Below are 17,707 nucleotides of genomic sequence, written 5' to 3' on the forward strand. Positions count from 1 at the left end.
TTGGAATAAAATCAATTCGTTAATTGCGTTTGTTGTGTGCGAAGATAATCTCAAGACGTGTCTTCGCGCACTCCCTCATTCCTGTGCCTGTCACAGGAATCCAGCCGACGCGGCTCTCGCGCGACGGAAAGACTCCTTTCAGCCCAAGGACTTGGGCTGGCTGGATCCCTGTGACAGGCACAGGGATGAGGAGGCGGCGGTGTTTGCCTGAAATGCCTTACGGATTATCCCGCTTAAAAATCCAGTCATGATCCGGGTGGTTCTTGAAACGCCATTTGCGCATCGGCCCGGCCATCACGTTCAGATAATACATCTCATAACCATAGGGCGCGCCGCAGGGGTGGTGGCCCTTGGGCACCAGCACGACATCGCCGTCCGACACCGCCATGGTTTCGTCCAGCGAACCATCTTCGGTGAAGACGCGCTGGAAACCGAAACCCTGCGCCGGGTTGAGGCGATGATAATAGGTCTCCTCCAGATAGGTCATATCAGGGTAGTTATCCTCATCATGCCGGTGCGGCGGATAGGACGACCAGTTGCCCGACGGCGTGAAGACTTCCGTTACCAGCAGGCTGTCGGCCACATCGCGTTCTTCCATGGCGATGGGGAAGATGTAACGCGTATTGGCGCCCTTGCCACGCTCCGTCAGCTGCACGCCATTGGGACCGATCTGCTGCGCCTCGCGGCTGCCTTTTTCGCCGGGTGCGGTGCAGACGCCGACGGTGCAATCGGTCGTGGCGGTCAGCGACCATTCGGAGCCTGCGGGCACGTAGACACAATGCGGCGGCTTACGCTCGAACACATTCATGCGGTCGCCGAGTTCACCGAAATCCTTCCCGCCTGCGGAAATCGTCGCCTTGCCTTCGACCAGCACGAGGATGACTTCGGTATCGCCGGTGTTTTCCGCCGCCGTCTCGCCCGGCTTCAGGCGGTAAAGGCCGAAACCTACATAACCCCAATCCGCGCTTTGGGGCGTGATATCGTGCACCTTGCCGCTGGTCGCGACCGGCTTGCGCAGAAGTGAGGTCATGGTGGTGTTCCTTTTTGGTCAGTCGTTCGTTGGTTCTTGCCGTCTCGTCACCCCGGCCTTGAGCCGGGGTCCAGCCGACGCGCGTCCGCGCGGCGGGGACAACTCTTTTCAGCCCAAGGACTTGGGCTGGCTGGATACCGGCTCAAGGCCGGTATGACGGGCGGGGTGTGCCGCCCGCTGTCGGTCCAGCTCAAGCAGCCTGAGCCTTGTCCAGCCCTGCTTCGCGCGCAAAAGCCTTCAGCGATTTCAGCCCGAGGCTCTGATATTCGAACGGGTTGCGGACATCCGGGTCCTGTTCGGCCTCGATCACCAGCCAGCCGCTGTAACCATGCTCGGCCGCCACCTTCAGCACCGGCGGGAAGTTCACGCCGCCTTCGCTGTCGCCGGGAACGGTGAACACGCCGCGGCGCACGCCTTCGAGGAAGGAGAGCCGCTCACCCCGAACCTGATCGGCAATGGCAGGGCGCACGTTCTTGGCATGGATATGGCCGACGCGACCCATATATTTCTGCGCAACGCGCACGGGATCGCCGCCGCCGAACAGGCAATGGCCGGTATCGAGCAACAGATGCGTCTTCGGACCGGTGTGCTTCATCAGGAGGTCGATTTCCTCTTCGCTCTCGACCACCGTTCCCATGTGGTGGTGATAAACGAGGGTGATACCCTGTTCTGCGGCAAAGACGGCCAGCGCCTCGACGCCCGCGCCGAATTTCGCCCAGTCCCCGGCCGCAAGGCGCGGACGGTCGACCAGCGCCTTGTTGTCATCGCCATGGATGGCATTGGAGGTCTCGCAGACGATGATAACCTTCGAGCCCATGACTTTCAGCAGGTCAAGCGCCGGCTGCATCGCCTTCTTTTCGGATTCGATGTCGTCGGTCAGAAGGTTCAGCGAATGCCAGCCGGAGACGAAGGAGAGGCCGCGCGGCGAAAGCACGCCCTTCAGGCCTTCCGGCTCCGTCGGGAACTTGTGGCCCTTCTCGATGCCGTCGAAACCGATCTTGGCGGTTTCATCGAGGCATTGTTCGAGGCTGATATGCGCGCCCAGCGTGCGGTCGTCGTCGTTGGACCAGGCAATCGGGTTGGTTCCGTAACGGATCATCTTACTGTCTTTCCTTGAGATGGTTTTCATAACGGGCGCGCGCATCGGCGACTTCAGCGCGATCAGAGGTTTCAGGCACCGCGACATCCCACCAGTGACCGCCGGCCTGCGGGGTCGGGTAAGGGTCGGTATCGATAACGATGACGGTGGTGCGGCTGGAGGCGCGGGCTGCGGCAAGCGCCTCTTCCAGCTCGCTTATGGTGGAAACCTTGCGCGCATCCGCCCCCATCGAGCCGGCATGGGCCACGAAATCGATGGCGATCGGGTTGACGTTGGTGTGGGCGTAGAGGTTGTTGAACTCCGCGCCGCCGGTTTCCATCTGCAGCCGGTTGATGCAGCCGTAACCCCTGTTGTCGGTGATGACGAGCGTGATCTTCACGCCCATGGCAACCGAGGTCGCAAGCTCGGAATTCATCATCATGTAGGAGCCGTCGCCGACCATGACGATCACGTCCCGGTCCGGTTCCGCCATCTTGATGCCGAGGCCGCCGGCCACTTCATAACCCATGCAGGAGAAGCCGTATTCCATGTGATAGGAGAGCGGCAGCTTGGATTTCCACAGCTGGTGAAGCTCGCCCGGCATGGTGCCGGCCGCGCACATGACGACGGTATTGTCACGCGACTGGCGCTGCACCGCGCCGATGACCTGCATGTCGGTGGGCAGGCTGTTGGCATTGTCCTCGCCCGGCGCTGCCGTATCGGCATCGGCCTTTTTAAACCATGCAGCCTTGAGACCGGCATCCGGCGCCGCAAAACGGTGGCTGCCAAGCGCTGCGGAGAGTTTCTCAAGTCCGATCTTCGCATCCGCCGTCAGGCTGATCGCATCGTGCTTGGCGCTGTCATAGGGCTGCACGTTGAGCGCCAGGATCTTGCGGTTGGGGTTCTTGAACAGGGCCCAGGAGCCGGTGGTGAAATCCTGAAAACGGGTGCCGACACCGAAGACCAGATCGGCCTTTTCGCTGATGATATTGGCGCTTTCCGCACCGGTGACGCCGACAGGACCGAAATTGAGATCGTGATCCCACGCCAGAGCCGATTTGCCGGCCTGCGTTTCGACGACCGGAATGGAGTGGGTTTCGGCAAAGCGCTTCAGGGTTTCGGTTGCGCCGGCAAAATGTACGCCGCCACCGGCAACGATGATGGGGTTCTTCGCCGCCTTGAGCGCAGCGACGGCTTCATCGAATTCCACCACGTCCGGTTCCGGGCGGCGCTGACGCCAGACCCGCTTTTCGAAGAAGCTCTCGGGGTAATCATAGGCTTCCGCCTGCACATCCTGGCAGAAGGCGAGCGTGACCGGGCCGCAATCGGCCGGGTCCGTCATGGTGCGCATGGCGCGGGGAAGCGCTGTCAGCAACTGTTCCGGCCGCATGATGCGGTCGAAATAACGGCTGACCGGGCGGAAGCAGTCATTCACCGTCATCGTGCCGTCGCCGAAATCTTCCAGCTGCTGCAGCACCGGGTCCGGGCCGCGATTGGCGAAGACGTCGCCGGGGATCAACAGTACCGGCAGGCGGTTGACATGCGCAAGGGCAGCCGCCGTTACCATATTGGCGGCACCCGGGCCGATGGAGGAGGTGACCGCCATGGCGCGGCGGCGACGCAGCTGCTTCGAATAGGCAATAGCCGCATGGGCCATGGACTGCTCGTTCTGGCCGCGATAGGTCGGAAGTTCGTCGCGGATACCATAAAGCGCTTCGCCGATGCCGGCGACATTGCCATGGCCGAAAATGGCCCACATGCCGGCGATATAGGTTTCGCCGTGTTCATTCATCTGCGCTGCCAGGTAACGAACCATGGCCTGCGCAGCCGTCATTCTGATTGTCTTCACGCTGCCTCTCCCTTTTTGGCGCGCGCCTCATCCCAAATGCGGCACAGGCTGGTATAGCGCTGCGCCATATCCTTTACCGCTTCCTCATCGGTCATCTTGCCACCGAGCCAGCTGCGGGCGGCATCCGCGAAAATCGTGCGGCCAACGGCGAAACCTTTGACCAGATCGAAACCGGCGGCAAGGCGGAAGCTCTCCTCCAGCTCGCTTTGCGGTGCGTCGAGACCGAGAACGACGATGCCCCGCACGTAAGGATCGTTGCGATGCACCGCGTCGCAGGCGTTTTTCCACGCAGCACGGGTCTTCATCGGCTCCAGCTTCCACCAGTCGGGATAGACCCCGATCTCGTAAAAGCGTTCGATGATGCGGGCGGCGGTTAAATCGTCGGTCGGGCCGACCTTGGAGGGAATGACCTCCAGCAGCATTTCCAGCCGGTTGCGGCGTGTCGCCTGGAACAGACGCATGACCGTCTCTTCCTGCGCGGCGCGCATCTCATCCGTATCGTCGGGATGATAGAAACACAGAACCTTGACGACATTTTCAAGCGGCCATTCGGAAAGACCGCCGAAATCCTTGCCGAGATCGGGTTCCAGCGTCAGCGGGCGCGAACCCGGCCATTCCACCGGGCGACCGATCCACAGGCCCGAGCCGCTGGCGGCAAACAGGGCGTCACGGCCAAGGCGGCCGTCGCAGAGAATGCCGTAACCCGGCCTGTCGCCGGCAACATGCTGCGCAGCCTGAAGGCAGAGTTTCTTGAAAGCGCCGATCTGCTCGTGCTTGACGCCAAGCTCGTCGGCGATGGCTTCCAGCTGCATGCGGTGGTCGAAGGCGAAGACGCGCATCGTGTCCCAGTCGCCCTTGCGGTTGGTTGACCAGTGCACCTGCTCCAGCGCCTCGTCCTTGCGCAGCGCCTTGTTGCGAATGCCGGCCTTGAAGAAATATTGCAACTCTTCCCAGCTTGGATAAGCGGGCGTGCAGCCATGGCGGGAGACGGCGAAAGCGCCACAGGCATTGGCGTATTTCAGCGTCGTCGGCCAGTCTTCACCGCGCAGCCAGCCGCGGAACAGCCCGGCCATGAAGCCATCGCCCGCACCCAGAACATTGAAGACCTCGATCGGGAAACCTTCGCCCGTCTCGCCATCATCGAGGCTGGAAGGAATTTCACCGGCGAAAACCGAAGCACCCATCGGGCCGCGCTTGCACACCAGCGTCGCATTCGAAACCTTGCGTACGGCGTTCAGCGCGGTCAGCGTATCGGTGGAGCCGCCGGCAATGTGGAACTCTTCCTCGGTACCGACGATCAGGTCGAAGAGATGCAGGGTGGATTGCAGCTTGGCGGTGACCTTCTGCGATTCGACGAAACGGCTCTCGCCATCGCCATGGCCGGCCACACCCCAGAGATTGGGGCGGTAATCGATATCGAGCGCGGTCTTTGCGCCATTTTCGCGGGCGAGTTTCAGCGCCTTCAGCACGGCCGCTTCCGTCTTCGGATGCGACAGATGCGTGCCGGTGGCGCAGACGCAGCCTGCCTCGGCAATGAAGGCGGGATCGATATCGTCTTCGCTGAGCGCCATGTCGGCGCAGTTTTCGCGGTAGAAGATCAGCGGGAACTGGTTCTGGTCGCGAATGCCGAGCAGTACCAGCGCGGTCAGCCGCTCCGGATCGGTCTTTACGCCGCGCACATCAACGCCTTCGCGCACCAGCTGTTCGCGGATGAAGCGGCCCATATGCTCATCGCCGACACGGGTGATGACGGCGCTGTTGAGCCCGAGGCGGGCAGCGCCGGCTGCGATATTGGTGGGAGAGCCGCCGATATATTTGGCAAAGGAGGCCATGTCCTCCAGACGGCCGCCGACCTGCGAACCGTACAGATCGACAGACGAGCGCCCGATCGTGATGAGATCAAGTTTTTTCAAAAGGTTCCTCCTTAGCACCGCACCTCGGTACGGTCTGCCTCACATGTCTGGAGCGGCATTCAGGCGACGATCGCCCGCGTCTTTCGCCGTCCCGCTCCGATGAGCCTCCTCCGCTCATTTTCGTTCGTCACGAGACGGACGATTATGGAATGCCCGTTTCATGGATTTGGATCATAAATTCTATTTTTTCCGTTTTCAATAAAAATATTCAGGCTGTTTTGCGAGTTCCCACAGCCACGGCCAGCGTAATGGCCAGACAGAGCGTGGCGGAAAGCGAGCGGAACGCGCCGAAATCGATCTCGGTGACGGTCAGCAGCGTCGCGCCGGATTTGCGCAGCGGATTGACGGCGGAATCGGAAAGGGCCACGACCGGAATACCATTGGCGCGGGCGTTTTCCGCCAGCTCCAGCGTTTCGGCGGAATAGGGAGAAAAGGTGATCGCGATCAGCGCATCGTCACGGGAAATGGCGCTGATATTGCCGAGCCCTCCGACCGCACTGTGCAGAACCGCCGGCACCTTCATCTTCTCGAAGGCGTAAGCGAGATAGCTGGCAATGGGGAAGGAGCGCCGCAGACCGATGATATGCACGGTGCGCGCCTTCGCCAGCGCCGAAACCGCCTCGTCAAGCTGGCGGGTATCGACCGATTTCAGCAGCATTTCCAGCGAGGAACGGCCGGCTTCCACGAATTCCGCAAGCAGGCCGGATGCACTTTCATCGCCCTTTTCCCGCAGATGGTCGAGCCGCGTGGCATAATCCGGCCAGCCGCCGACATAAGAATCACGGAACAGCCGCTGCATTTCCGAAAAGCCGGAAAAGCCCATGATCTGGCAAAAACGCATGAAGGCCGAGGGCTGCACGCCAGCCCCTTCCGCCATTTCAGCGACGGTGGAAACGGCGATGCGATCCTGATTGGAGGCGACATAATCGGCGCATTGCCGCAATCGTTTCGGCAAACCCTCCGCGACCTGGAGCAGCCGCTCCTCAAAAGCCTTTACGGATTCTGGCGCCTCGATTGCCGTCATTGTCGTTCCTTTGTGCAGACTGAAATCGTGTGCACTTTAACTCCAGTGGAATTTTTATTCCATTGGGTTTTTTGAGGAAGGGCAAATGAGACGGCGGGGGCTTTGTGTGATCGGTCAACGTCCATTCCGGCCTTGAGCCGGAATCCAGTCGGCGCGCGTCTGCACGGCGCAAAGAGTCTTTTCACCCCAAGGATTTGGGGTGGCTGGATACCGGCTCAAGGCCGGTATGACGGAGATTATATATATGACCGCGCAACGGCGATGCTTTGGCTCAGTGCAGCCCGCCAACCCCGAGATGCGTATCGACAATATCCGGGTTCTCCGCAAGTTCGCTGGAGGGCCCTTCCAAGACGATGCGGCCGCGTTCCATGATGATGGCGTGGTCGGCGAAGTCGATGGCCATCTGGATGCGCTGTTCGACGAGAAGAATGGTCATTTCACCGGATTGGGCGAGTTTGGAAAAGGCAGCCATCAGCTCCTCGCAGATGACGGGGGCGAGGCCTTCGAGCGGTTCGTCGAGAAGCAGCACGCGTGGCTGGCCGAGAATCGTGCGGGCGGTGGAGAGCATTTGCTGTTCGCCGCCGGAGAGTTGCGAGCCGAGATTGCGGCGGCGCTCTTTGAGGCGCGGAAACAGCGTGTAGGCTTCCTCGATGGCCGATTTCGGCCGGGTCTTGAGGCCGACGAAGAGGTTTTCCTCAACGGTGAGTGTCGGGAAAACATCTCGCGTCTGCGGCACGTAGCCGAGGCCGGCTTTGGCGCGGGCGGCGCTCGGCAAAGCGGCGATGTCCTGGCCGCCGATGCGGATATCGCCGGCAAAGCGTTTCGTCTGGCCGGCCAGCGTAGCGAAGAGGCTGGTCTTGCCGACGCCGTTGCGGCCGAGGACGGCAAAACGCGAGCCCGACGGCACGGAAAGCGACAGGCCCTCGATGACGCGGGTGGGGCCATAACCGGCGGTGAGGTTGACGATTTCAAGCGGCGCTGCGGGCATCGGCGTAACTTCCCAGATAAGCTTGGCGGACTTCCGCATTGCTGGTGACGTCTTCAGGCGAACCGTCGAAGATGACGGCGCCTGCGGCGAGCACCACCACACGTTTGGCAAAACGGAAGACCAGATCCATGTCGTGCTCGATCATCAGGATCGCGAGGTCGGCCGGCAGCCGGTCGAGCGCCTGTTCGATGCGCGCGGTTTCCGTGGAAGGCACGCCGGCGGCCGGTTCGTCCAGCAGCAGGATTTTCGGGCGAAGCGCCATGGCAAGCGCGATCTCGATCAGCCGCTGCTGGCCATAGGCGATTTCGCGCACCTTTGTTTCGGCAAGTGCGAGAAGACCAAGCGTACCGAGAATGTCGCGGGCTTCGCTCATGACCGCAGGCATGGCGCGGTAACGGCCGAAAATCCGGCCCGTCTTGCCTTCGCGCTGGAGAATGGCAAGCGCCACATGTTCCTCCGGCGTCATGTCCTGAAACAGCCTTGTGACCTGGAAGGAGCGGACGAGGCCGCGCTTCACCCGCTGGCTGGCGCTGAGGCCGGTCACGTCCTCGCCGGCGATGCGCACCGTGCCGGCCGAGGGCTTGATATTGCCGGTGACGAGATTGACGAAGGTGGTCTTGCCGGCGCCATTGGGGCCGATCAGCACCGTGCGATCTCCCGGCGACAGCGACAGCGAGACATTGTTGGTGACGACGAGGCCGCCGAAATTCTTCTTGAGGCCGGAGACTTCGAAAATGGCGCTCATTTGCGACCTCCACGGATGCGCGCAATGATCTGCTCACCCGCGCCATAAAGCCCGCGCGGCGCAAACAGCACGACGGCAATCAGCAGCAGGCCGACAATGGTGAGCCAGTGGAACGGATTGGCGGCGGAAACGACATCTTCGAACCACATGAAGGTGACGGTGCCGATCAGCGCGCCGTAAAGCGAACCCGCGCCGCCGAGCACCAGCATGACCAGCGCTTCGGCCGAAAGCGTGAAGCTGAGGCTGTCGAGGCCGACGACCTGGGTGGAGATGGCATTCAGCGCACCGCCAATGCCGGCGACGATGCCCGATATGACGAACATCTTCAAAATCGTGCCGTTGACAGCGCCGCCCATGGCCTGAATGCGGATGCTGTCCTGCTTGACGCCGCGGCACAACATGCCGAAGGGCGAGTTGGCCACGACCCTGAGGGCGAGGAAGACGACGAGCAGCAGACAGACGCCGTAAATATAGGCGGTGCGGCCGAAAAGATCGAATTCGAAGGTGCCGAACAGCGCGTCCGGGGAGACGCCGGCAAGACCGTCGCTGCCGCCCGTCAAGCCGGACGCCTTGTTGGCAGCCTCATGGAACAGGTGGATGACGGCGATGGAAAGAACGAGCTGCGGCAAGCCGTGGGCGCGCAACAGCACCGTACCGGAGACCAGCCCGGCAACGCCGCCCGCAGCCGCGCCGATCACGGTCATCAGCAGCGGATCGGTAATCTCGAAATGGGCGGCGGCAATGCCGGCGGCATAGGCGCCCGCGCCGAAGAGCGCGGCATGGCCAAGCGTGGCGACGCCGCAATAACCGGTGACGAGATCGATCGACAGCACGAGCAGCGCAATGGCGATGATGCGGGTCAGAAGCGCCAGATTATCCGGAAACAGGTAATAACCGGCAATGGCGGCGATAATGATGAGGAGCGGCCCCGCAAGCGTGCGCAGCGGTGAGCGCGCCTTCGGGATCTCTGCCGTTTCAGTCACGTCGTTCATGAGCACCGCCATCTCATTTCGCCCTTCCGAGAAGGCCGCGCGGGAACAGCGTGATGATCACGATGACCGCCAGGTAAAAGAAGAATTCGCCATATTCGGGCGCGAGGTAACGCCCGGTCGTGTCGATGGCGCCGAGCAGCAGACAGGCGATCAGCGCGCCGGGAATGGAGCCCGCGCCGCCGACCGAGACCACCACGAGGAAGGTCACCATGTAGCGCAGCGCATAATAGGGTTCGACCGGCAGCAATTCCGCGCCGATGACGCCGCCCATGGCGGCAAGGCCGACGGCGATGGCGAAGCTGACGGCATAGATGACTTCGGTGCGCACGCCGAGTGCGGCCGCCATGGCGGCATTATCGACAGCAGCGCGCAGCTTGATGCCGAAGGCGGTCTTTTCGAAGGTGAACCACAGCGCGCCGGCAACAGCCAGACCGCAGGCAATGGCGAAGATTCGATGCGTGGCGATGGTGCGGAAGCCGAGATCGGTGGGGCCGGCCAGCTGCTGCGGCAGCGGAATGGTCTTCAGCGTCGGGCCGAAGACGAAATTGGCGATGCCGATGATGCAGAAGGTGATGCCGATGGTCATCAGCACCTGCGTCAGCTCCGGCGCGCCATAGATGCGGCGATAGAGGAAACGCTCAAGCGGAATGGCAATGACGATGGTGCCGACGATGGCGACGAGGATCGCCACGGCATAACCGAGACCGAGGCCATGGGCGGCATAGGAGGCGAGGTAACCGCCGATCATGGCGAAGGCGCCATGCGCCAGATTGACCACCCGCATCAGCCCCATCGTCACCGAAAGGCCGATGGAGATGATGAACAGGACCATGCCATAGGCAAGCGCATCGACAAGGATGCTGAAGACCGTCTGCATGCTGAAAAGCTCCTCCCGGTGCTGCAATGCCCATCCGGGCCGGAGACGGGCCGCTATTGGCGGCCCGACAACGTCTTTTAAAAGCTGCCGTTACTTCGCGGCGGCGAGGCCCGGATCGCCCTGTTTTTCGAAGGTCTGGACTTCCTTGTTGTAATAATTGCCGTCATCGCCCTTGGCCACTTCGCGCAGATAGATGTTCTGCGTGATGTGGCGGCTTTCCGGATCGATGCTGACAGGGCCGCGCGGGCTTGTCCAGGAAAGACCCTTCACCGCGTCCACTGCCTTTTCGGCATCCTGTTTGCCGCCGGTGGCCTCGATCATCTTGCTGATGACATACATGCCGTCAAAGGCGCCGACGGAAGGGAAGGAGAGTTCTTTCGGATTGCCGATCGCCTTGGCGGCGGCTTCCACGAAGGTCTTGTTCTCAGGGGAATCATGCGAGACGGCGTAGTGGAAGGTCGTCTGCATGCCGAGTGCGGCTTCGCCAAGCGCCGGCAGGTCGGATTCCTGCGTCAGATCGCCCGGTGCGAAGAGCTTGACGCCTGCGGATTTCAGGCCGTTATCGTTGAAGGCCTTGACGAAACCGAGCGTGGTCGGGCCAGACGGCAGGAAGGCGAAGACGCCTTGCGCGCCCGAATCCTTCACGCGCTGCATGATCGGACTGAAATCATTGGTGGAAAGCGGCATGCGGATGCTTTCGACAACCTCGCCGCCGGCGGCGGTAAAGGCCGCCTTGAAGGCGTTCTCGGCATCGACGCCCGGGCCATAATCGCTGACCAGCGAAATGACCTTCTTCACGCCGCCATCAAAGGCCACTTTGGCGATGGGGGTGGAGGTCTGCCAGGTGGTGAACGAGGTGCGCACCACATAGGGGCTCTTGGTCACGATGGCTGAAGTTGCGGCATTCATGATGACCATTGGTACGTTGCCCTGCTTCAGCAGAGGCGTGACGGCCATCGCATCCGGGGTGAAATAGAAGCCGGCGAGATATTGCACGCCTTCCTTGACCACCAGCTCCTGCGCCAGCGCCTTGGACTGCGCCGGATCGGCCTGCGGCACATCGCGATAGACGACCTCGACCGTGTCATCGCCGACCTTGTTTCCATGCAGGGCGAACCAGGCATCGATGCCGGCCTTGAAGTTCTTGCCCTGCAGCGCGAAGGGGCCGGAGAACGGACCGACCACGCCGACCTTGATGGTCTCGGCATAAGCGGCAGTACTGAAGCAGATGGCCGCGATGGCGGCGGTGATCCGTAATTTCATGAATTCCTCCCAATTGATCCGTGGCTCCCATCCACCGATCCAGGCTGCCAGATTGATGAGTGCGGTGGCCAAAGTAAAATGAAATAAGGGGGGTGATAAATAACCTGACGGTTATCAATACCCGTCCCGCAGGGTTTGTCTCATGCGAGATCGCACAATAGTGATCATCCCGTGATTCTCAATGTATAGCGCCGCCGCAACCATCACGACCGGTGTTTTCGCGGCACGTGGTATCGAAATGCTTCCTCATGAAAACCAGCTTTTGTGCATGTTTCGAAAATGACGGTCATACCCGCGCAAGCCTCGTGCCTTAACCAGTTCTAAGGGGATTGTTTGTAGCCTCGCCAAGCATATTGTGAACTTTATTTGGTGTCTGATGGGCGAATATCAAAATAGAGTTGTTGAGTTGATGCGAGATCGCGTTGGCGAAAGTATACTCAACAACAAGATCGAGCGCCGCGAAGCATTTCTTCGCAAGGCGCTGGCGCTGTATCACGTCATGGGCGGAGACGCGCAAGGCATGCACGCTGCGGTGGAGGATGTGATCAACCTGCAAAAGCCGAGTGTGGATGTCGCTATTGGCGACGTGATGCATGAGCTGGCAGCAATCGGTCACGTTGCCGATCTCGATATTATTCAGGCCGGGTACAACAAGCTTGATGCCGCCAATATGCATATTCTGAGCAAGGGCAAGAGGCTTTTGCAGAAGCAGCGGGACCAAAAACTCGCCGGCACGGCGGGAAAATAGGCCGCCCATCGAGGGCGGCCTGCAATATCAGGCGACTTCCCCGACGAGAATCTCCTGCCAGGCATCATAGGCGGAGAGAACCGTTTCCATCTGCGCGGTGTGGCCGGTGATGAAGTCGTTGCCGTAGATCGTCTCGTCGGGATATTCGGTGATCAGCGTCATCGGCACGGTGTGGCGGTCGTCGACGGAGGACAGGCACGGGAAACCGTTGATGATGCGGAAACCGGTTTCGCCGGCGTGGATTTCATAAAGAGCGATCTGTCGGTTGTTGTAATCGAGCAGGCCGGGAATTGCGCCGAGATGGCGGGTCACCCGGTCGAGCAGGGCTTCGGCCTGCCTTTCCCAGTCCGCATGGTGGCGGATGATGAGGAAGAACCCCTTCGGCAGCGTCCACATGGCAAAATTGCGCGGTACATAGCCGGAAAGCGGCCTGGTCCATTCATGGGATGGATAACCGTGCAGGTTCACATGCAGGCTGGCGCCGCTCATTTCCTGCGCCTTGAAACGGATCGCCTTCTCGTTGAGGTGGACGCCCGAATTCTCCCGCGTGCGATATTCGAGATCGTCGCCGAGCGCCGTGTAACGCGCCGCGTGATGCATGTGGCGCGGATTGTCGGCTCTCAGCCGTTGATGCAGGGCGTAACCGTCAGGATTTTCCAGCGGCGAAATGGTGAAATGTGCGCCCTTGCGGTCTGCGAGTTTGCGGGCAGCGCGGATGGCGCCGACGATGCCTGTGGTCTCGTTGGGATGCTGGCCGCCGCTGATCATCACCGCGGCATCGCTGCCGGTAACATAACGGGCGGCAAGAATGCGGCCGGAACGGGAGCGGGCCTCGAAGGCCTCACCGCCGATTTCTTCAAGCAGATTCGCGAGCTGGCCTGCCGCAACCGGTTCGCTGGCCGTATCGATCTGCTGTTCACGGCCATCGAGAAAGGCGGTGGTGAGCGTGCGGGCCTCGATGCGGACGGAGACTTCGCCTTCGCTTTTCACGATTTCCGGCACGATCTGGCCGGGCTTCAGGCCCCGGTCACCCAGCGGCCGGCCGGACTTCTTCTGGAAGAACTCCAAGAGCGAGAAATAGAAATCCTCATGCAGGGCTTCGCGCAGGCTGACGACCTCATCGCCGAGGGCGAGCGGCAGATCCTCGGCCGGATGCGCGACGCGGATGTTCAGTTCCTCGAAATAGGGCTCTTCATCGCCCCAGCCGTGGTTAGCGACGGCATGAATCGCGGCTTCGAAAAGCCGTTCGTAATCCGTCTCCAGCCGCTCGCCTAAAGCGTCGCCGGCAAGCCGGAACCAGCCGGTGGGCGAGACGTTGGTTTCGCCGACGATATCCATGTGCACTCGGTTTGGCGCCAGAATCTTCAGAGCTTCCTTCTTGCCGTTGCGGCTCAGGGTAACATCATAATGGAAGGCGTCGTCTTTTCGGGCGACGAAGTCGATCTTCGCATCGCCCACCAGCGCGGCCAGCGGATAGGCCTCCAGCCGGAAACGGTTGGCGGGGGCGTTCGCGTGTACGGGGTAACGCACCTCGATGGTGTCGACGCCATCCAGATTGATCTCTTCCAGAAAGGTGAAGAGAAGCGGCTTGTAGGCACTGCGGATGCGGGCGCTGACGCCTTTTTTCTTCAGCCGGTTTTCGGCTTCGCGACGGCTTTTGGCGTCATCGAAGCTCCATGCCTCGAAGGACTGGCCGGGCTCGGCATTGGCGAGAAGCGCATCCAGCGTGCGTTCGAAAGTCTGGTCGAAAATCTGGCTCATCGCTGTTACCTCGAGGTTCTGCCGGTGGGGTCGAGGCTGTCGCGCAGCCAGTCGCCGAGAAGGTTGAGGCCAAGCACGGTCAGGAGAATGGCAAGGCCGGGGAAGACGCTGACCCACCATGCCGTCTGCAGATAGGTACGTCCATCCGCCAGCATGCCGCCCCAGCTCGGAATGGTCGGGTCGACGCCGAGGCCGAGGAAGGTCAGGCTGCTTTCAAGCAGGATGTTGTTGGCGACATTGAGCGTCATCAGCACGATGACCGGGCCGATGAGGTTCGGCAGCAGGTGCTGGAGGATGATGCGCCAGTCCTTCACGCCGATGGCGCGGGCGGAAAGGATGAACTCCCGCTCTCGCAGCGTCAGCACCGAGCCGCGCACGAGACGGGCATATTGCACCCATTGCGAGACGATCAGGAGGATGATGGTGTTGGTGAGGCTGCCGCCGACAATGGCGATGAAGGTGATGGCGAGCAGAATGAAGGGCATGGCGAGCTGGATATCCGCAAAGCGCATGACCAGCATATCCCAGAAGCCGCGATAATAACCGGCCACCAGGCCGACCGCGACGCCGAAGATGACCGCGCCGATGACCGAGGTGAAACCGACCAGCAGCGAAATCTTGCCGCCGGCGACGACACGGGCGAGCACGTCGCGACCCAGCGGATCGGTGCCGAGCGGATGGGCGGCATTGGCGAAGGGCTTGGCAAGGCGTGCCATCAGGTCGATCTTGTCCGCGCCGCCGGGAAACAGCACATCGGAAAAGACGACGGCAAGGCAGATGACCACGGTGAGGAACGCGCCGAGGACGAATTCGAGATTGGTGAAGCGCGCGAGACGCGAGGTTTTGGCAGCCATCGTCACTTACTCCGTGCGGATGCGCGGATCGACAAGCCCATAGGCGATATCGACCAGAAGGTTGATGCCGACGATCATCAGCGACAGCACGGTGATGACGGCCTGAAGCACGGGATAGTCACGCGCGCCGACCGCATCGAAGGCCAGCGTGCCGAGGCCCGGCCAGTTGAAGACACGTTCGATGACGACGATGCCGCCGAGCAGCCCACCGAATTGCAGGCCGAAATAGGTGATGAGCGGAATGGCGCAGTTGCGCAGCGCGTGTTTGTAGAGAACCTTGTTTTCGCTGAGACCCTTGGCGCGCGCCACCATGATGTATTGCGAGCGCAGCGTATCGAGCATGGCGGTGCGCACAAGGCGCACATTGGTTGCCGTCAGGATGACGCCCATCGTCACGGCGGGCATGATGTAACTGGCAAAACCACCCATGCCGCTTGGCGGCAGCCAGCCGAGCGTGATGGAGAATAAGAGCACCAGCATCGTGGCCAGCCAGAAATTCGGGAAGGACAGGCCGACAAGCGAAAAGATGCGGATCACCTGATCGGCCGTCTTGCCGCGCGAGGTCGCCGCCATGATGCCGAGCGGGATGGAGAGCGCAATCGACACCGCCATGGAGATGAAGGCAAGCAAAAGTGTGGCGGGCAGGGCATCGGCGATGAGCCGCGAAACCGGCGTGCTGCCGGTGAAGCTGCGGCCGAAATCGAGCGTCACGAGGCCCTTCAGGAAGCTGAAATATTGCACGAAGAACGGCCGGTCAGTGCCGAGCGCCGCGCGAATGCGCGCCAGATCGTCTTCCGTCATGCTGCCGCCGCCCTGGAACATGGTGACAGCCGGATCGCCGGTGAGGCGGATCGCGAAGGAAACGAGAAGGGTGATGGCGATGACGACAAAAATCGCCTGCAGCAATCGCTTGATGAGGAAACCGGCCACGTTTTTTACCTTGCGAGGAAACGGGGGAAGAGAAATCCGCCTTGCCCGCGAGAGACGGACAAGGCGGCGTGTTCACAGGATTAACCCGCTTATTCGACGGTGACGTCGGTCAGCTTCAGGCGGTTATCCGGCGGTGCGACGAAACCCTTGACCCGCTTGTTGATGCCGTAAATGGCATTGGTGTTGTAAAGCGGAATTTCCAGCGCGCGTTCGGCGGTATAGCTGCCGATTTCCTTGAGAATCTTTTCGCGCGCGGCACGGTCGGTCAGCGGACGCTGGGATTCCAGCAGCTTGTCCAGCTTTTCGTCCTTGTCGTAAGGGTTCCACTTTTCACCCGAGTGATACATGGAATAGGCCGTGTTGTCGTAATCGAAGGTCCAGCCGCCCCATTTCTGCTGGAACATCGCGCCGGTCTTGCCCTGCGGGATGATGTCGTTCAGCAGCACGTTGGTTTCATAGGGCTTGATGGTGGCGGTGATGCCGACCATGGAGAGGTAGCTGGAAATGACCTGCGCCACCTCGTTCATCGTCGCATCATTGCCGCGGATATCGATCTGCAGCGCCGCACCCGGTTTGACACCGGCTTCCGCGAGCAGCTTCTTGGCACCTTCCGGATCGTAAGGCAGCGGCTTCAGCTCCGGATCGTAACCGAAGGACAGCGCGCTCTGGAAGCTTGCAATCTCGGATGCCTGACCGGCGAGGATCGACTTGACGATGGTGCCGCGGTCGACGGCCATGATGATCGCCTTGCGCACCTTCGGATCGGCGGTAATGCCGTCACGGGTGTTGAAACGCAGCGCATCGACCGTCGGGCCGGGCACGCTGACGATCTCAAGCTTGGAATCGCCTTGGATAACCGGGATCATGCCGATCGGGATGGTGGGCGGAATGACGAGATCGACGCGGCCGGCCTGCAATTCGGCAACGGCGGTCGCCGGCTCGGCGATGAAGCGATATTCAAGCTCGGAAAGCTTCGGTGCGCCGCCCCAGTAATCCGGGTTGGCTTCGAGCTTGATATTGGTCTTCGGTGCGTAGGAAACGAATTTGAACGCGCCGGTGCCAACGGGGTTGAGATTGAAATTATCCTCGCCCTTTTCCTGAATATATTTCGGCGGAACGATCATGCCGCCATAACCGGCAAGCTTGGTCAGCAGCACCGGATCCGGCGCCTTCAGCTTCATGTCGACCGTGTAATCGTCGATGACATCGACGCTTTCGATGGCGACATAGTTGGAACGCTGCGGGCCCTTGGCACCCTGTTCGCCGAGAAGGCGCTCGAAGGTGAACTTGACGGCGGCGGCGTTGAAGGGCTCGCCATTGTGGAACTTGACGTTCTGGCGCAGCTTGAAGCGGATGCGCTTGCCTTCATCCAGCTCTTCCCAGGATTCGGCAAGGCCGGGCACAACCTTCAGGTCCGGGCCGCGATAGGTGAGGCCATCGAAGATGTTGGTGGCGACGGCAGCCCACTGCACGAGGAAAGTGTCGATCGGATCCCAGCTGCCCGGGTCCTGCGGGCTGGAAATGGTCATCTTGCCGGCGGCAAGAGCCGGTGCGGCGGTAAAGGCCGTGGCGGCCATGGCAAGTGCGACGAACGTTGTCGTCATCCCCTTCTTGATCATTGTCATCTACCTGTTCCTCTTCAGATGGTTGTGGGT

At 61.1% G+C, this 17,707-nt stretch carries 15 protein-coding genes; 1 reads left to right on the forward strand and 14 read right to left on the reverse strand.

Features of this window, described 5'->3' with window-relative positions; genetic code table 11:
- Window positions 1-217 precede the first annotated feature (217 nt).
- The 10 genes from iolB to AGR13A_RS23285 all read right to left on the reverse strand — a co-directional run bounded on the left by iolB (window position 218) and on the right by AGR13A_RS23285 (window position 11,759).
- Window positions 218-1,030 carry a 5-deoxy-glucuronate isomerase gene (gene iolB, locus AGR13A_RS23240; RefSeq protein WP_003519834.1) on the reverse strand — a complete coding sequence of 271 codons (813 nt, stop codon included), beginning with the start codon at window positions 1,028-1,030 and terminating at the stop codon, window positions 218-220.
- A 190-nt stretch (window positions 1,031-1,220) separates the two neighbouring features.
- Window positions 1,221-2,129 (reverse strand): myo-inosose-2 dehydratase, encoded by a 909-nt coding sequence (gene iolE, locus AGR13A_RS23245; protein ID WP_035226120.1) that lies wholly within the window; start codon window positions 2,127-2,129, stop codon window positions 1,221-1,223.
- Between the two features lies 1 nt (window position 2,130).
- A complete protein-coding gene (gene iolD / locus AGR13A_RS23250; RefSeq protein WP_035226121.1) occupies window positions 2,131-3,957 on the reverse strand; it encodes a 3D-(3,5/4)-trihydroxycyclohexane-1,2-dione acylhydrolase (decyclizing) in 1,827 nt (608 codons plus the stop codon).
- A complete protein-coding gene (locus AGR13A_RS23255) occupies window positions 3,954-5,870 on the reverse strand; it encodes a bifunctional 5-dehydro-2-deoxygluconokinase/5-dehydro-2-deoxyphosphogluconate aldolase (RefSeq protein ID WP_035226123.1) in 1,917 nt (638 codons plus the stop codon). Before AGR13A_RS23255 ends, iolD begins: the two co-directional genes overlap by 4 nt.
- Before the next feature lie 208 nt (window positions 5,871-6,078).
- Window positions 6,079-6,894 carry a MurR/RpiR family transcriptional regulator gene (locus AGR13A_RS23260; RefSeq protein ID WP_003519830.1) on the reverse strand — a complete coding sequence of 272 codons (816 nt, stop codon included), beginning with the start codon at window positions 6,892-6,894 and terminating at the stop codon, window positions 6,079-6,081.
- A gap of 271 nt (window positions 6,895-7,165) precedes the next feature.
- Window positions 7,166-7,882 carry an ABC transporter ATP-binding protein gene (locus AGR13A_RS23265; RefSeq protein ID WP_080839842.1) on the reverse strand — a complete coding sequence of 239 codons (717 nt, stop codon included), beginning with the start codon at window positions 7,880-7,882 and terminating at the stop codon, window positions 7,166-7,168.
- Window positions 7,863-8,627, reverse strand: a complete 765-nt coding sequence (locus AGR13A_RS23270) for an ABC transporter ATP-binding protein (RefSeq protein WP_020809643.1) — start codon at window positions 8,625-8,627, stop codon at window positions 7,863-7,865. The genes AGR13A_RS23265 and AGR13A_RS23270 overlap by 20 nt, the downstream gene beginning before the upstream one ends.
- Complete coding sequence (locus AGR13A_RS23275; RefSeq protein WP_080839844.1) at window positions 8,624-9,631, reverse strand: branched-chain amino acid ABC transporter permease; 1,008 nt, start codon at window positions 9,629-9,631, stop codon at window positions 8,624-8,626. The genes AGR13A_RS23270 and AGR13A_RS23275 overlap by 4 nt, the downstream gene beginning before the upstream one ends.
- A 1-nt stretch (window position 9,632) precedes the next feature.
- Window positions 9,633-10,496 (reverse strand): branched-chain amino acid ABC transporter permease, encoded by an 864-nt coding sequence (locus AGR13A_RS23280; protein WP_003519826.1) that lies wholly within the window; start codon window positions 10,494-10,496, stop codon window positions 9,633-9,635.
- A 90-nt stretch (window positions 10,497-10,586) separates the two neighbouring features.
- On the reverse strand, window positions 10,587-11,759 hold the full coding sequence (locus AGR13A_RS23285; protein WP_003519825.1) for an ABC transporter substrate-binding protein: 1,173 nt from the start codon (window positions 11,757-11,759) through the stop codon (window positions 10,587-10,589).
- Between the two features lie 376 nt (window positions 11,760-12,135).
- Here AGR13A_RS23285 and AGR13A_RS23290 point away from each other — a divergent pair, with 376 nt between their 5' ends.
- Window positions 12,136-12,507, forward strand: a complete 372-nt coding sequence (locus tag AGR13A_RS23290; RefSeq protein WP_080839846.1) for a hypothetical protein — start codon at window positions 12,136-12,138, stop codon at window positions 12,505-12,507.
- Window positions 12,508-12,534: 27 nt separating this feature from the next.
- Here the strand turns inward: AGR13A_RS23290 and AGR13A_RS23295 are convergent, their stop codons facing one another.
- From AGR13A_RS23295 to AGR13A_RS23310, 4 genes are all read right to left on the reverse strand, one after another.
- Window positions 12,535-14,268, reverse strand: a complete 1,734-nt coding sequence (locus AGR13A_RS23295) for a M14 family metallopeptidase (RefSeq protein WP_080839848.1) — start codon at window positions 14,266-14,268, stop codon at window positions 12,535-12,537.
- Between the two features lie 5 nt (window positions 14,269-14,273).
- On the reverse strand, window positions 14,274-15,122 hold the full coding sequence (locus AGR13A_RS23300; RefSeq protein ID WP_059758452.1) for an ABC transporter permease: 849 nt from the start codon (window positions 15,120-15,122) through the stop codon (window positions 14,274-14,276).
- Between the two features lie 6 nt (window positions 15,123-15,128).
- A complete protein-coding gene (locus AGR13A_RS23305) occupies window positions 15,129-16,052 on the reverse strand; it encodes an ABC transporter permease (protein WP_167377621.1) in 924 nt (307 codons plus the stop codon).
- Window positions 16,053-16,141: 89 nt separating this feature from the next.
- Complete coding sequence (locus AGR13A_RS23310; protein WP_080839850.1) at window positions 16,142-17,677, reverse strand: ABC transporter substrate-binding protein; 1,536 nt, start codon at window positions 17,675-17,677, stop codon at window positions 16,142-16,144.
- Window positions 17,678-17,707: the final 30 nt, after the last annotated feature.

The sequence above is a fragment of the Agrobacterium genomosp. 13 str. CFBP 6927 genome (genome assembly GCA_900012615.1).
In the GTDB taxonomy this organism is placed as follows: Bacteria; Pseudomonadota; Alphaproteobacteria; order Rhizobiales; family Rhizobiaceae; genus Agrobacterium.

Bases quoted from the DNA above. Each gene is read 5' to 3' on its own strand.
- AGR13A_RS23275 (WP_080839844.1), bottom strand. From the start codon at position 9,631: ATGGCGGTGCTCATGAACGACGTGACTGAAACGGCAGAGATCCCGAAG.
- AGR13A_RS23265 (WP_080839842.1), bottom strand. From the start codon at position 7,882: ATGCCCGCAGCGCCGCTTGAAATCGTCAACCTCACCGCCGGTTATGGC.
- AGR13A_RS23290 (WP_080839846.1), top strand. From the start codon at position 12,136: ATGGGCGAATATCAAAATAGAGTTGTTGAGTTGATGCGAGATCGCGTT.
- AGR13A_RS23285 (WP_003519825.1), bottom strand. From the start codon at position 11,759: ATGAAATTACGGATCACCGCCGCCATCGCGGCCATCTGCTTCAGTACT.
- AGR13A_RS23260 (WP_003519830.1), bottom strand. From the start codon at position 6,894: ATGACGGCAATCGAGGCGCCAGAATCCGTAAAGGCTTTTGAGGAGCGG.
- iolB (WP_003519834.1), bottom strand. From the start codon at position 1,030: ATGACCTCACTTCTGCGCAAGCCGGTCGCGACCAGCGGCAAGGTGCAC.
- AGR13A_RS23310 (WP_080839850.1), bottom strand. From the start codon at position 17,677: ATGACAATGATCAAGAAGGGGATGACGACAACGTTCGTCGCACTTGCC.
- AGR13A_RS23270 (WP_020809643.1), bottom strand. From the start codon at position 8,627: ATGAGCGCCATTTTCGAAGTCTCCGGCCTCAAGAAGAATTTCGGCGGC.
- AGR13A_RS23300 (WP_059758452.1), bottom strand. From the start codon at position 15,122: ATGGCTGCCAAAACCTCGCGTCTCGCGCGCTTCACCAATCTCGAATTC.
- iolE (WP_035226120.1), bottom strand. From the start codon at position 2,129: ATGATCCGTTACGGAACCAACCCGATTGCCTGGTCCAACGACGACGAC.
- AGR13A_RS23295 (WP_080839848.1), bottom strand. From the start codon at position 14,268: ATGAGCCAGATTTTCGACCAGACTTTCGAACGCACGCTGGATGCGCTT.
- AGR13A_RS23280 (WP_003519826.1), bottom strand. From the start codon at position 10,496: ATGCAGACGGTCTTCAGCATCCTTGTCGATGCGCTTGCCTATGGCATG.